We start from the raw sequence: 13687 nt of genomic DNA on the forward strand, positions 1-13687 counted from the left end.
CTTACTTAACCCTTTGCCCTAAAAACTTCTCGAGGTCATCGAAAAAACCGCCGTCGGACAGAACGTCCTCGACCTCAGACCTTTTCACCAGCCGCATTCCTTCCACTTTTGCCCCTCTTCTCTCCAGCATCTTCGCATAGCCCCTCAGATACTGCTCGCCCCTCCACCCGCCGTAGGTGGTGATCAGGAACACCCTCCTACCCCTCAGCGTGCCGGACTTTATGAGGGATGTAACGGGCGGGCAGTTGAACGTCCACTTCGGGAAGCAGAGAACAACTCTGTCCGACCTCACCTCGACCTCCTTAACCGGAACGCCGAGGTTGGGTATGAACGAGAGGAGGAGCCACGCAGGATATGGCAGACTGAGTTTCGGGACTATCTCCCGGACTTTCAGGTTAAACCTCTCAGCAATAGCATCGGCAATTCGCTTGGAGTTCCCGGTGTACGAGAAAAAGAGAACCTCCGCCATCACAGGACGAACTTCCTTTCCCTCTTCATCTCCGGAACTTCAGCCAGCGCGTTCCTCCTTATGAGCTTCAGGTACTCTCTTCCGAACTCCCTCTCAATCCTTCTCACGTTGACTATGAAGCATCCCGGGATTCTGACGTCCGCAATCTCCCTGAGCCTCTCGGTCACATCGAGAAACTCCACAATGTCCTCAGTCCTCTCCATGTCGAGCCTGTGGCTCTCCATAAGCTCTCTGTCGTAGACTGAAAGGGGCTGGAGGAACATCTCCATGTCCAGCTTGTTAGCGAGATCCGCAAGCTCAAAAACGTCCTTATCGTTGATTCCGGGCATGTAAATCGTCCTGATAACGCCCCTGATCGAGGATCTGCTCAGCGCTCTGAGGTTCTCCATCAGGATGTCGAACCCGTCGAAGCCCGTTATTCTCGCGTACTTCTCTCTTGAGGAGACGTCCAGGCTCACCATCGCAAGCTCGAAGTACTTCTCGAGCCTCTCTATCGCCTTCTCGTTCAGGAAGATTCCGTTGGTCTGCAGATCGAGCCTCGCCTGCGGGAACATGTTCTTCAGCTCTCTCGCTATCCTCTCCACCTCGTCTATTCCCGCAACAAGCGGCTCTCCGTACTGGGAGAGTGTTATCGACCTCACGTCCTCAGTGTCGCCATAGTACCCGGGCAGCGGAGCTTTTCCCTTCTTCAGGGCCACGTTGGAGTAGCAGTAGATGCAGTTCAGGTTGCATCTGGGCGTGACCTCGTAGGTCGGGTGGTGTACCGGGTTGGGTATGCTCTCGTCGCTTCCCTGACAGTGGGTGCAGTGAGTCGCTGGAAACATAAAACGGTGTTAAGATGGGGGGTTTAAAATGGTTGCTGGCTACTGCCTATCAGAAAAGTGATGATTTCCAATAAACTTTCGATTTAATCTTTCTCAGACAGGGCAGCAGAGTTTTTTATAAAAATTTCGAGAACGTCAAACGAATTTTTGACTAAATCGGTGTTTTTAAATTATTTGGCACATTCTCACATACTGGTAGCAACAGTAGTTGATGCGGGGGGTGAGAATCTGATCCTCGATTTAATTTTTTACATTCTGGGCAAGGTTTACGCTTACATGTTCTGGGGAGCAATTCCAACGGCGATTGCCGGATGGGTGCTGAGAAAAAAGAGAGTGGGTAAAGCTCTTTTTTTAATAGGCATGACGATAATAATAGCAACCCTCGTATGGCTCATGATCTTTCAGATTACCAGCCCTGGGATGAGGACGCCGCATTAAATCTCTCTGCGCCACCACAGTGCAAGGAAGTGCATCAAAACTGCAACAGCCAGCATCAGCAGAATTGCTGTGAAAATGATCGAGAAGATGTCATGGCCACCGAGAGGTTTGGGCTCGAGATCATTTTTCAGAGCCTCTTTCAGAAGTACAGTGAATGCTGTGTATGCAGCAAGGAATGAAAGAATTATTCTGATCTTCCATGAAGCCAGAATTTTACGGCTCAGATCGGTTAGTTCGTAATATACCCACTTTCTCCCGTTTTCAACTCTTTTTACCAGTCCAGAGCTTTCCAGTACTTTCATGTGGTAATTGATAAGCTGTTTTTTAACGTCCAAAATCTTGGAGAGCTCCGAAACAGTATATCTCCTGTTTGACAGATTCTTCAGTATCTCAATTCTTGTATCGTTGCTCAGAACCTTTAGATGTTCCACTGAAACTTCGCCCTCTTTTGGGTCACTCATCCTTGAATAAACTTACGTGACAATTATGTTAAATTTTGCTCTTAATTAGATGGCCAAAATCCTCTTGCTTCTAGCCTGTACTGCGGCTAAAAATAAGGGTCAAGTAAAATAATTGCCCTCAAAAGGTAATCAAAAGCAACCCACCGTAAACCACAGCAATCAGGAACAGCAGCATCGTCATCGCATTTACTGCTCTCTCGTTTCTCCCTCCAAAATCCGTGTCCAGCAGTATAGCCCTCAGCCCGTTGAAGGCGTGGAATGATGCTGAGGCCAAGAACAGCCAGTAAAATGCCTTTATCGCCGGGTTGGACAGCCTCTCCACGACCTTAGCATACTCCAAAGCGTCGTGGGACGTGAGGTGGGTGATGTACAGGTGGAATATGACGAAGGCAAAGAGCAAAAGTCCTGTGATCATCTGGAATATCCAGCCGAACGGCTCCAGAACCCTTCTCGTGTGGGACTCACTCATTCTATCACCCCGTGAGGAACACATACATCATGTACGTGCTGTACAGCCAGAACAGCAGCGCAAGCAAGGTCATCAGGTATATCAGCACCTTTCTCGCCTCATACAGCAGTCCGAACTCGTTCAGCACAACCCTCAGGCCGTTGAACGCATGATAGAAGGTCGCCAGAAACAGCAGAGAGTCCAAGGGTAAAGTCTCAGGTCTAACGGTTATGGATATGAATGCCGTGTAAGTCTCTTCTCCAATCCTGAGGCTCGTCAGGAAGCTGAGGTGAGCTATGAGGTAGAGCAAAAGCACTATGCCCGTGAGCCTATGGAATGAGTAAGCTATGCTGTTAACGGACTTTCCCTTCAGCGTAAACCATCCCGAAACTCCCTTCATCTCAATCACCTGAAGATGCTCTTAATCATGTGGATCGCGCTCATCAGCCTCATCTTCTGAATTGCCTTTGCCGGCTCTATGCTCTTCGGACAGACCTCGCTGCACTCCGCGTTGAAGTGACACCTCCACACACCCTCGGAGCCTGAGACGAGAGCAAGTCTGTCCTCCCTGCCCTCATCCCTGCTGTCAGCGCAGAATCTGTAGGCTGCAGTTATTGCAGCAGGCCCGAGGTAGTCGCTCCTCGTCGCACTTGCGGGACAGGCTGAATAGCACGCTCCGCATTTAATGCAGAGCGAGAAGTCGTAGTAAGCGTGCAACTCCTTTGGAGTCTGGAGAAGCTCCTTCGGATTCTCGTAGTCGTCATCCTTCCTGATCAGGTAGGGCTTCACAGCTTCATGCTTCCTGAAGAACCCGTCCATGTCTACGATCAGATCCTTCAGGACGGGCATGTTATCGAGCGGCTCGATTTCAAGAACATCGCCAACATCGAATATCTGCGTCTCGCAGGCAAGCCTCGGTTTGCCGTTGATCTTGACCGCACAGCTCCCGCATATCCCCATTCTGCACGAGGCTCTGAAGGCCAAGGAACCGTCAAGGTTCTCTTTTATGAAGTAGAGTCCCTCCAGCACGGTCATTCCCTTTCTGGCCGTGAAGCGGAAATCCTGCCAGTATTCTTTTTCTCCATCAAACCTCCTTATCCTGAAGAGGACCTCCCTCTCCATGCCCTCACCTCAGTACTTCCTCTCAACAGGCTGCCACTTGGTTATCGTCACCGGAATGTACTCCAGCTTTGGTCCCTCTGGGGTGTAGTACGCGAGGGTGTGCTTCAGCCAGTTCTCGTCGTCCCTCTTCGGATAGTCGAGCCTGTAATGCGCTCCTCTGCTCTCCATCCTCGCGTACGCGCCAACAGCGACAGCTTCGGCCAGATCTAACATGAATCCAATCTCCATGGCCTGCATCAAGTCCGTGTTGAACCCCCTCTTCTTGTCCACGATCTCTATGTTCTCATATCTTCTCTTCAGCTCCTGAATCTTCTTTATTCCTTCCTTCATCTCCTCTCCGGTTCTGAATATCCAGAAGTTCTTGTCCATCGTCTCGTTCAGCTCTTTCTTAATCTCGTACGGGTTCTCATCTCCACTCCTGCCGAGGAACTCGTCGAAGAGCCTCTTCTCCTCTGCGAGCATCTCTTCCTTGGTTATCTCCGAGAAACTCTTCCCCTGCACGAATTCCACGGCCTTCTCTCCAGCAACCCTGCCGAAAACTAAGCATTCTGCTGTAGAGTTGCTTCCGAGCCTGTTTGCTCCGTGGATGCTCACTGCAGCTACCTCTCCTGCCGCGTAAAGGCCCTTTACAGGTGTTTCAGTCCACATGTTTGTGTGAACTCCACCCATCGTGTAGTGCGCCACCGGCTTTACCGGAATCGGCTCCTCGACCGGGTCAATTCCTGCAAACTTCCTTGCAGCATCCCTTATTAAAGGAAGTCTCTCCTCAATCTTCTCCTCTCCGAGGTGGGTTAAGTCCAGAGCAATGTACGGGCCGTAGGGCCCCTCGAAACCTCTCCCTTCGATTATCTCGGTCCACATCGCCCTCGCAACCACATCTCTCGGGGCGAGCTCCATCCTCTCGGGCGCGTATTTCTCCATGAACCTCTCGCCGTTCCTGTTCCTCAGGTAGCCTCCCTCACCCCTGCACGCCTCGGTCATCAGAATTCCCGACGGAATCAGGCCGGTTGGGTGGAACTGGACGAACTCCATGTCCTTCAGGGGCACGCCAGCCCTGTAGGCTATCGCCAGCCCGTCTCCCGTGACCTGATGGCTGTAGGTTGTGAAGCCGTACAGCCTCCCGGCCCCTCCGGTTGCGAGAATAACAGCCTTCGCGTTGAAGAACACAAGGTCTCCGGTCTTGAGGTGGATTGCCGAGACTCCCTTGACCGCGTTGTCCTCGATGAACAGGTTGGTGACGAAGTACTCGTCGTAGCGGACGATGTTTGGATACATCAGGCTCCTCTCGTAGAGGGTATGTACTTCATGGAAGCCTGTTCTGTCTGCTGCAAAGACGGTTCTGTTGAAGCTCTGCCCTCCAAATGCCCTCTGAGCTATCTTCCCATCCTCCCTCCTGCTCCAGGGGCACCCCCAGTTGTCCAGCCTGAGAATCTCCTTCGGAATCTCCCTGACGAAGAACTCCACGGCATCCTGATCTGCGAGAAAGTCAGCCCCCTTTATCGTGTCCCATGCGTGCAGGTCGAAGCTGTCCCCCTCATCCTCTCTGAGCACAGCCGCAGTACCACCCTCAGCGCAGACGGAGTGGCACCTTATTGGGTAGGTTTTGGAGATCAGGGCTATGCTGACCTCCTTGCTTTTCTCAGCCGCGGCTATCGCAGCCCTCAGGCCAGCGAGCCCTGCACCGATTATGACGATATCGTGCCTGATTACCTCCATAATCATCCCTTCAGCTTCTTTTTAACCAGCTCGGCAACCTCCATTGGTGTCCTGCCTACCTCGACTCCAACCTCGTTCAGCGCCTTGATCTTCGACTCTGCAGTGCCCTTTCCGCCCTCGATTATCGCTCCCGCATGCCCCATCCTCTTGCCCGGAGGTGCTGTGATGCCTGCTATGTACCCAACGACGGGCTTTGACATGTGCTTCTCAATGAACTTCGCCGCCTCCTCCTCGTCCGTGCCTCCGATCTCTCCGATGAGCACGACCAAGTCAGTCTGATCGTCCTTCTCGAACATCTCCAGCACTTCAACAAAGCTTGTGCCGATTATCCTGTCCCCTCCGATGCCAACTACCGTTGACTGGCCTATTCCGAGCTTCGTCAGGTTGTATGCCACCTGATACGTCAGGGTTCCGCTCCTCGAGACAATTCCAACATTGCCTTCGCTGAATATCTGGGGCGGCATTATGCCGAGGTGTGATTTCCCAACGCTCATAACTCCGGGGCAGTTGGGGCCGATGAGGATTCTTCCTTCAGCTTTCACCTTCTTGTAGACCTTCAGCTCGTCGTAAACCGGAATTCCCTCAGTTATGGCCACTATCACCTCTATTCCGGCATCAACGGCCTCCATTATCGCGTCTCCCGCAAAGGCTGCGGGAACAAATATCACGCTCGCGTTGGCATCTGTTTCCTCAACAGCCTCCTTCACAGTGTCGAAAACAGGAACTCCAAGAACCTCGCTGCCCCCTTTGCCGGGAGTAACTCCGCCAACAATCTTTGTTCCGTAGGCCATCATCCTCTCTGCGTGAAATCTCCCCTGTGAGCCGGTAATGCCCTGAACTATCGCCTTGGTGTTCTCGTCAATAATTATCGCCATACATCACACCCCCTTTGCAAGTTCAACCGCCTTCTTGGCTCCTTCCTCCATCGTCTCTACCAGAAAGATGCTCTCGATGCCCTTCTCCCTGATGAACTCCTCTATGAGCTTCCTGCCCTCTTCCTCGTTTGTGCCGGCAAGCCTGAGAACCACAGGCACGGGAATCTCCATCTCCGAGAATGCCGTGATCAGGCCTCTCGCAACCTCATCGCACCTCGTTATCCCTCCAAAGATGTTCATGAAGATGACCTTCACGTTCTCATCCATCAGAATGATGCTCACTGCCTCCTTCACAACCTCGCTGCTCGCTCCACCGCCAACGTCGAGGAAGTTGGCCGGCTTCCCGCCTTCCAGGTAGATCAGATCCATCGTTGCCATGCTCATCCCTGCGCCGTTTGCTATCACGCCTATGTTGCCATCAAGCTTGACGAAGTTCAACCCCTTCTCCTCAGCTATTCTCTCAGTCTGATCGACCTCGGTGTAGTCCTTCAGCTCCTTAAGCTCTGGATGCCTGTAGAGGGCGTTGTCGTCTATGTTCAGCCTTGCGTCTGCGGCGATAATCTTGCCATCCTTCGTGACGACAAGTGGGTTGATCTCTGTCAGCTCCGCTTCATTGTGTACGAGGATGCTGTAGAGGGTTTTGATTATTCTCGTGACCTCCCTGTGGTACTCCTTGGGCATGTTGGACTTGTACAGCACCTCCCTTATCTGGTAGTCCCACAGCCCGTAGATGGGGTCGACGGTGACTCTTGCGATCCTGTCCGGGTGCTTTGCGGCTATCTCCTCGATATCCATCCCGCCCACGCTGCTCACGATCAGGGCAAAGCCCTTGCTTGCCCTGTCTATGGTGAAGCCAACGTACATCTCCCTCTCAATCTCAAGCTGCTCCTCGACGTACAGCTTTTCCACTTTATGCCCTTTAATGACCATCCCGAACATCTGCTTCGCAAGCTCGTAGGCTTCGTCAGCACTGTTGGCCAGCTTTATCCCACCGGCCTTCCCTCTCCCACCAACGAGGACCTGCGACTTCAGCACGACCTTTCCTCCGAGCTTTTCTGCGATTTCTTTAACCTGCTCTGGAGTTAGCGCGAGCTCCCCTCTTGCCGTCGGAATCCCGTGCTGCCTGAAAATCTGTTTAGCCTGATACTCGTGCAGCCTCAATCTACCACCTTCCGTAAAATGTTTTTCCAACATTCATTATTATTGATAAAAAAGTTTCCGCTTTTTCGTGCAATGGCCTTATTCAGCCTTAAGAAATGTTATTACCGGTTGTTACTGAAAAAGAGGCGGTGGAGGAGGGTTTGAGCGTGACAGGATTTTTGGTTCTGAGAAAAGGGGAACAGTTTGCCCAAAAAAGACAAAAAATTGGAAAGGTTACATGAACGGGTGTTTTCTCACGTTTCCGAGCACGGACGGAACCTTTCCGGTGAGGGATCTTGCGATGACCTCGAGCTCCACCTCTCGCGTACCCTCGTAGATCTCGAGGATCCTCGCGTCCCTGTACATCCTTGAGATTGCCTGCTCGCCCATGAAGCCATATCCGCCGTATATCTGCAGCGCCTCGTGCACGATCTCCTGAGCCACCCTTGCGGTGTAGTACTTCGCCATTGCCGTGAGCCCGGGGTCGGGCATGCCTACCTTGTCCTGGAAGTATGCGGCCTGATACGCCAGCAGCCTCGCAGCCTCAAGCTCCGTCCTCATCTTTGCAAGCTTCTCCTGCGTGACCTGAAAGTCTATCAGCTTCCTCTCGAAAAGCTCCCTGTTCTTCGCGTAGTTAAACGCGAGCTCAAATGCTCCGGTTGCAAGACCCACGGCCTGAAACGCGACGGGAATTCTGGTGACGTTGAAGAACATCATCGTCTGGTAGAATCCCTGACCCTCCTGACCGATGAGGTTCTCCTTCGGCACCCTCACGTTCTTGAAAACAACTTCAGCAGTATCGCTCGCCCTGATTCCGAGCTTGTTGGTGAGCTTCTTGGCCTCAACTCCCGGAGTGTCCTTCTCCACAAGGAATACGCTCATGCCGAGGTGCCTCTTCGGCGGGTTTGGATCGGTTCTGGCGAGGACTATGTAGTAGTCCGCGATCGTTCCGTTGGTTATGAACATCTTGGTTCCGTTTATCACATACTCGTCCCCATCCCTGTCGGCCCTCGTTCTTATTCCAGCGACGTCACTCCCCGCGTAGGGCTCTGTATAGCACGCAGCGCAAATCGCCTTGCCCTGAGCGAGGGGCGGGAGGTACTTCTTCTTCTGCTCCTCGTTGCCGAACATCAGGATCTGCTCTGAGCCGAAGGTGGAGGCCATTATCATTCCCAGACCGCCGTCTACCCTCCAGAACTCCTCCACGACGAGGCAGGTGTCGAGGATGCCCATCCCCTGTCCGCCGTACTCCTCGGGAATGCTCATTCCGATGAAGCCGAGCTCTGCGGCCTTCTTCCACAGCTCGAAGGGGAACTTCTCCTCCCTGTCGCATTCCTCGGAATAATTGGGAAACTCCTTTTCCGCGAACTCTCTTGCAGCTTCCTTAATTGCCTTCTGTTCGTCAGTTAGAAGATTTTCAGCCAGCATATTTGATTATAGTTAAAAAAATGTATAAACCTTTCGGTTTTCCCGGTAAATTCCATCCTCATCTCCCTGTTCCCAAATAGAAACCGTTATAAGGGATTTTCAAAATTGAAATGTTCAATCGTTATATATTTCTGGCAAAAAATAATTAGAGTTTTCCTGCAAACTTCTTCAGAATGCCGGCAAGCCTCTGCGCCTCCATTATGTTGCCCTCGATCCTGTACTTCTGCATCATGAACCCCATGATGGGGTCCTCCTGCCCTTTGAGCACGGAGACCCAGTATTCCGGAGACGCTATGACTGTGAAGTTTGGAGAGTCGTGCACACCCTCGCCGAACTCACACGACCCGTCCTCCCTGTACACGACGTAGAACTCCTCGTCACCGAGCCTGTACTGAACCACTCCGCTCCAGCCAGCGAGCTCCTTCTTTATGTCCTCCGAGCTGTTCTGGAGCTCGCACATCTTTATTATAAGCTCTTTCGCCTCGCTCACCTTATCACCACTACTCCTCTTGACCCGAAACCTTAAAAATTTTGCAGTTTTGGTCGCTCTTTCTCGCTCAGTCGAGCACACTCCTTTCAGGAGCTTCTCAGGGCAAAAGTATTATAAACTGAATTTAAACTGGCTATGATTAGGCTCCGGTGGTGTAGCCCGGCCAATCATTCCGGCCTTTCGAGCCGGCGACCCGGGTTCAAATCCCGGCCGGAGCATGATTTAACTTTTCTGGGTTTTCGGTTCGGGAAACAAATATATCTCACAACCGCTACCACTTAACGTGAACAGGGTTGGACGGAACGCCCCTCTCGTGGTGTTTGTGTTCCTGCTTGCGGTCATAAGCATCGCTTTCCCGGAGAAGGTCAGGGAGTACCCGGGATTTGTTGACTGGAGAGCAGTTTCCGGTCTTGCTGGACTTCTGGTCATTACGACCGGCCTCAGGGAGAGCGACTATCTGTCCGAGATAGCCGAGAAGCTTGCGAAGAGCTCGGGAACCGAGAGGGGCATAGTGCTGAGGCTGTGCCTTCTTTCAGCACTTCTGGGGGCGACGGTCACAAATGACGCAGCAATCCTCGTCGTTGTCCCGATCACCGTAAGTCTTAGCGGAGTGGTTGATGTCAGAAGGGCGGTTACGCTCGAAGCGATATCTGCCAACGCCGGCTCGACTCTCACACCAATCGGAAACCCTCAGAACCTCCTGCTCTGGCACCAGTGGGGCGTCTCATTTACGGAGTTCGTGGCATCTATGCTCCTGCCGTTTCTGATTCAGATGCTCGTTCTTCTGGCTCTCGTGACCTCTGTGAGCGGGAGGAGTGTTGTGGTCAGGGATGGGGAGTTCACGGTTGACAGACGGCTGGCGGCATCGTCTTTCATCCTCCTGATCCTTTTTGTGGCATCTCTTGAGCTGAGAATGCACCACTCGCTCGCTCTTGTTGTTCTGTTCTACGCCATCTTCTTCAGGCGCGTTCTCAGACCTCCGACTGGCCTCTCATACTCATGTTCGCGGTGATGTTCATCGACTTCAGGGCCATAACGAGCGTGTTCCAGCTCGACGTGAGTGTTTCGGGTGGTGAAGCGTTTCTGGCCTCCGTGCTGCTGTCCCAGATCGTGAACAACGTTCCTGCAGCGATACTGATGTCTGACGTGAGTGGTGACTACGCCGCGATTGCGGCCGGAGTTGACGTTGGAGGGAGCGGTCTGCTCATAGCCTCTTTCGCGAACCTGATCGCATACCGGATGGTTGGTGACGGGAGGTTTCTCAGGGTTTACCACAGCTACTCCATTCCCTTTGTGCTGGTGTCAAGTTTGTTGATCTACCATTTCGTCTTTTAGTGAATGCAGATCTCCTGACATTCTCTTTCAACGTTGTTTATTAGCAATGGTAATTTTTGAAAAGTTTTAAATTATTTCTTTCAGATGTTTTAGTTGTATGGGTGGAGAGGTGAACAGGAAGATGGTAATAAATGAGGAGGTTCTGGCCCACCTTATAGAGAAAGCAATAAAAATTGAGGAGAGCAACGTGAACATGTTGCTGAAACTTTTTATGGCTGAAGACGATGAAAATGGTAGGAGAATTCTGTACGACCTGCTCAGGGATTCCGAGCTGCACAAGACGAAGCTGATTGAGTGTTTGAAGGGGCTCAAGGGCAGCAAGATCCCTGAGCCAGATCTTACAAAGCACTACGATTTTGAGGAGATGTTCTACGCGGAGAAGGCGGCAATTCTCCGCAAGATCAAGGTCGTTCTCAGGGATTACTACAGGTACCTGCTGGAGGATCTGAAGCGTGCGGATGTTGAGAAGGAGATCGATCCAGCAGTGACCAAGAGAGTAATTCCGTGCCTCGAGTTTCTCGTGGAAGAAAAGGAGAGGCACGTCAGGCTCGTATCGGAAGTCTGGAAGGCCTACTAACCGAAAAATCTCGGAACGACTCCCTGAATCATCATCAGGTCGAGCACAGCCATGGCCACCATTGCCTCGCAGACGACAACAGCCCTTGGCACTATGCAGGGGTCGTGCCTCCCCCTCACGCTGATCTCAACGTTTTCCAGCGTTTTCAGGTTTACGGTTCTCTGCTTTTTGGAAATGCTGGGCGTGGGCTTCACAGCAACTCTCACGACTATGTCCTGCCCGGTGGTGATTCCACCCAGAATTCCTCCTGCGTTGTTCGAGTAGAACCCTATCCGACCCTTCTCTGCATACATCTCATCGTTCATTTCGCTGCCCTTCATCCTCGCAGCCTCGAAGCCCGCTCCAACCTCAACACCTTTCACCGCAGGAATGCCCATGAGGGCGTAGGCGAGGTACGCATCGGTCTTCATGAAAACCGGCTCTCCAATCCCGGCCGGAACACCTCTGACAACTACCTCGACAACCCCGCCAACGCTATCTCCCTCTCTGATGGCTGACTCTATCCTCTCTATGACCTCTCCCTCCCTTTCAGTGTCCGGAAACCTCACTTCACTCCTCTCTGCCCTCTCGAACACCTCCTCAATGTCCCCTTCAACCTCAGCCCTTATTCCCGCTATCTCTCTCGCAAACCCGTACACTCTCACTCCGAGCTTGGAGAGCACCTTCTTGGCTATCGCACCTGCGGCAACCCTCGCCACGGTCTCCCTTCCGGAGGCTCTCCCTCCGCCCCTCCAGTCTCTAACCCCAAACTTGGCGAAGTACGTGTAGTCCGCGTGTCCCGGCCTTGCGAGATCCCTTATGCTCTCGTAGGCCTTTGGATTCGCATCCTTATTCTCGACCATCATTGCTATAGGCGTTCCGAGAGTCACTCCCTCAAAGACCCCCGAGAGGATCCTGACCTCGTCCCTCTCCTTTCTTGGAGAAGCGAGCCTCCCTCCCGGTCTCCTTCTCCTGAGTTCTTTGTTTATGTCCTCCTCGCTCAGCTCCACGCCCGCAGGACACCCGTCAACGACGCAGCCAACCGCATACCCGTGACTTTCCCCAAACGTGGTTACCCTGAAGACTCTCCCGAATGTGTTTCCCGTCATAGCACCTCAACCCTCGCCTCTATTCTCATCAAATCCCTAAAGAAGGATGGATATGAGATGCCAACGCACTCCGCGTCTCTGATCACAACCTCCCCCACAAGGCCAAGCAGCGAGAACGCCATCGCGATTCTGTGATCTCCGAAGCTGTCAATGGTGCCGGGTTCAATCCTGCCACCCCTTATGATCATGCCATCTCTCGTTTCCCTCGCATCCACTCCCAACCTCTTCAGGTTCTCCACGACAGTCCGAATTCTGTCGGTCTCCTTTATCCTCAGATGCTCCGCGTTCCTTATCCTCGTCTCCCCTTTCGCCAGCGCAGCAAGCACGGCTATTGTTGGTACGAGATCCGGGGTGTCGCGGGCGTCGAACTCTATGCCCTCAAGCTCCGATTTCCTTGCCACAACCACATCTCCTTTCCAGCTGACCTCGCCCCCCATCTCCCTCACGACATCCAGAAACACCTTGTCTCCCTGTCTGGAGTCCACAACCCCGTTGACCTTCACCTCTCCTGCGATGACTCCCGCCGAGACTATGTAGCTGAGGGACGAGAAGTCAGGCGGCACCTGAAACTCCCTCAGGTCGAACTCGGATGGGTGGATGTGGTACTCTTTCCCGTCAGCCTCTACCTTCATACCACTCCTCTCAAGCACGTCGAGCGTCACGTCTATGTACGGCCGGGACTTCGTCTCCTCAACTATCACCGTGGACTCCTCGTCGAGCAGCGGTAGGGCGAAGAGTAGTGATGTGACGAACTGGGAGCTGCTCGCTGCAATCCTAACAACACCTCCGCGAATTGGGCCTCTGACTGAGAGAGGGGCTGTGAACCTGTCACCACCAGAGATTTTTGCCCCGAGCTTCATTAAAGCCTCTGCGAGCTCCAGATTGGGCCTCTTCCTCAGGGACTCGTCACCATCCACCAGCGACGCCCTCTCGCTGAGGCTCAGCAGCGAGATAAGGATCCTAAGGGTCGTGCCCGAGTTGCCGGCGTAGTAGTACCCCGGCCTTATCTCCTCAGTCCCCCTGAAGTAGAGGTTGCCGGCCTTTCTCGACACTCTCGCCCCCATCCCTATGCATGACCAGAGCGTTGAGAGGGTGTCGTCTGAGATGAGGGGGTTCTTAACCACGCTCTTCTTCGAGAGGGCCGAGGCGAAGAACGCCCTGTGGGTGTAGCTTTTTGAGGGTGGAGCCACCAGCTCTCCTTTGACCTCACTTTTCGATATTCTCACGTCCACATCCCTTTTCTACACTTTCTGGAATATTACAGTTTCCACCGCTG

General features: G+C 52.9%; 17 protein-coding genes and 1 tRNA gene. 5 read left to right on the forward strand and 13 right to left on the reverse strand.

All coding sequences use genetic code 11. From position 1 onward, the window contains the following. Window position 1: 1 nt before the first annotated feature. On the reverse strand, window positions 2-469 hold the full coding sequence (locus tag GAH_RS03855) for a flavodoxin family protein (protein ID WP_048094799.1): 468 nt from the start codon (window positions 467-469) through the stop codon (window positions 2-4). Then, window positions 469-1293 (reverse strand): radical SAM protein, encoded by an 825-nt coding sequence (locus tag GAH_RS03860; RefSeq protein ID WP_052747747.1) that lies wholly within the window; start codon window positions 1291-1293, stop codon window positions 469-471. Before GAH_RS03860 ends, GAH_RS03855 begins: the two co-directional genes overlap by 1 nt. 276 nt (window positions 1294-1569) lie before the next feature. Here GAH_RS03860 and GAH_RS10665 point away from each other — a divergent pair, with 276 nt between their 5' ends. After that, the gene (locus tag GAH_RS10665; RefSeq protein WP_156967384.1) at window positions 1570-1731 is read left to right on the forward strand and encodes a hypothetical protein; all 162 of its coding nucleotides are present in this window, start codon (window positions 1570-1572) and stop codon (window positions 1729-1731) included. On the opposite strand, the gene GAH_RS10305 is transcribed toward GAH_RS10665, so the two are convergent. The 9 genes from GAH_RS10305 to GAH_RS03910 all read right to left on the reverse strand — a co-directional run bounded on the left by GAH_RS10305 (window position 1728) and on the right by GAH_RS03910 (window position 9411). Then, window positions 1728-2192, reverse strand: a complete 465-nt coding sequence (locus tag GAH_RS10305) for an ArsR/SmtB family transcription factor (protein ID WP_052747748.1) — start codon at window positions 2190-2192, stop codon at window positions 1728-1730. The genes GAH_RS10665 and GAH_RS10305 overlap by 4 nt on opposite strands. A gap of 118 nt (window positions 2193-2310) precedes the next feature. Further along, window positions 2311-2661 carry a succinate dehydrogenase, cytochrome b556 subunit gene (sdhC, locus tag GAH_RS03875; RefSeq protein WP_048094801.1) on the reverse strand — a complete coding sequence of 117 codons (351 nt, stop codon included), beginning with the start codon at window positions 2659-2661 and terminating at the stop codon, window positions 2311-2313. A gap of 4 nt (window positions 2662-2665) precedes the next feature. Continuing rightward, window positions 2666-3040, reverse strand: coding sequence for a succinate dehydrogenase (locus tag GAH_RS03880; protein WP_048096722.1), 375 nt, complete (start codon window positions 3038-3040; stop codon window positions 2666-2668). A 5-nt stretch (window positions 3041-3045) separates the two neighbouring features. Then, entirely contained in the window at window positions 3046-3762 is a 717-nt protein-coding gene (locus tag GAH_RS03885; protein ID WP_048094802.1) for a succinate dehydrogenase/fumarate reductase iron-sulfur subunit, read from the reverse strand. 9 nt (window positions 3763-3771) lie between these two features. Then, complete coding sequence (locus GAH_RS03890) at window positions 3772-5478, reverse strand: succinate dehydrogenase/fumarate reductase flavoprotein subunit (RefSeq protein WP_048094804.1); 1707 nt, start codon at window positions 5476-5478, stop codon at window positions 3772-3774. A gap of 2 nt (window positions 5479-5480) precedes the next feature. Continuing rightward, a complete protein-coding gene (gene sucD / locus GAH_RS03895; protein WP_048094805.1) occupies window positions 5481-6353 on the reverse strand; it encodes a succinate--CoA ligase subunit alpha in 873 nt (290 codons plus the stop codon). Between the two features lie 3 nt (window positions 6354-6356). Continuing rightward, window positions 6357-7514, reverse strand: a complete 1158-nt coding sequence (sucC, locus tag GAH_RS03900) for an ADP-forming succinate--CoA ligase subunit beta (protein WP_048094806.1) — start codon at window positions 7512-7514, stop codon at window positions 6357-6359. Window positions 7515-7727: 213 nt separating this feature from the next. Continuing rightward, window positions 7728-8921 (reverse strand): acyl-CoA dehydrogenase family protein, encoded by a 1194-nt coding sequence (locus GAH_RS03905; protein ID WP_048094807.1) that lies wholly within the window; start codon window positions 8919-8921, stop codon window positions 7728-7730. A 145-nt stretch (window positions 8922-9066) separates the two neighbouring features. Then, a complete protein-coding gene (locus GAH_RS03910) occupies window positions 9067-9411 on the reverse strand; it encodes an SCP2 sterol-binding domain-containing protein (protein WP_048094808.1) in 345 nt (114 codons plus the stop codon). 143 nt (window positions 9412-9554) lie between these two features. Here GAH_RS03910 and GAH_RS03915 point away from each other — a divergent pair. The 4 genes from GAH_RS03915 (at window position 9555) to GAH_RS03930 (ending at window position 11323) form a co-directional block, all read left to right on the forward strand. After that, window positions 9555-9629: transfer RNA gene (locus GAH_RS03915), tRNA-Glu, on the forward strand. 65 nt (window positions 9630-9694) lie between these two features. Beyond that, window positions 9695-10423: an SLC13 family permease gene (locus tag GAH_RS03920; RefSeq protein ID WP_048094810.1), complete on the forward strand. Its 729-nt coding sequence runs from the start codon at window positions 9695-9697 to the stop codon at window positions 10421-10423. Continuing rightward, window positions 10423-10746 carry a transporter permease gene (locus GAH_RS03925; RefSeq protein ID WP_156967385.1) on the forward strand — a complete coding sequence of 108 codons (324 nt, stop codon included), beginning with the start codon at window positions 10423-10425 and terminating at the stop codon, window positions 10744-10746. The genes GAH_RS03920 and GAH_RS03925 overlap by 1 nt, the downstream gene beginning before the upstream one ends. Window positions 10747-10843: 97 nt before the next feature. Further along, window positions 10844-11323, forward strand: coding sequence for a hypothetical protein (locus GAH_RS03930; protein WP_048094813.1), 480 nt, complete (start codon window positions 10844-10846; stop codon window positions 11321-11323). Here the strand turns inward: GAH_RS03930 and aroC are convergent. Both aroC and aroA read right to left on the reverse strand, forming a co-directional pair. Continuing rightward, complete coding sequence (gene aroC / locus GAH_RS03935; RefSeq protein ID WP_048094815.1) at window positions 11320-12411, reverse strand: chorismate synthase; 1092 nt, start codon at window positions 12409-12411, stop codon at window positions 11320-11322. The genes GAH_RS03930 and aroC overlap by 4 nt on opposite strands. Continuing rightward, the gene (gene aroA / locus GAH_RS03940; RefSeq protein ID WP_048094816.1) at window positions 12408-13643 is read right to left on the reverse strand and encodes a 3-phosphoshikimate 1-carboxyvinyltransferase; all 1236 of its coding nucleotides are present in this window, start codon (window positions 13641-13643) and stop codon (window positions 12408-12410) included. The genes aroC and aroA overlap by 4 nt, the downstream gene beginning before the upstream one ends. Window positions 13644-13687 lie beyond the last annotated feature (44 nt).

It is taken from the genome of Geoglobus ahangari (assembly GCF_001006045.1).
Taxonomy (GTDB): domain Archaea; phylum Halobacteriota; class Archaeoglobi; order Archaeoglobales; family Archaeoglobaceae; genus Geoglobus; species Geoglobus ahangari.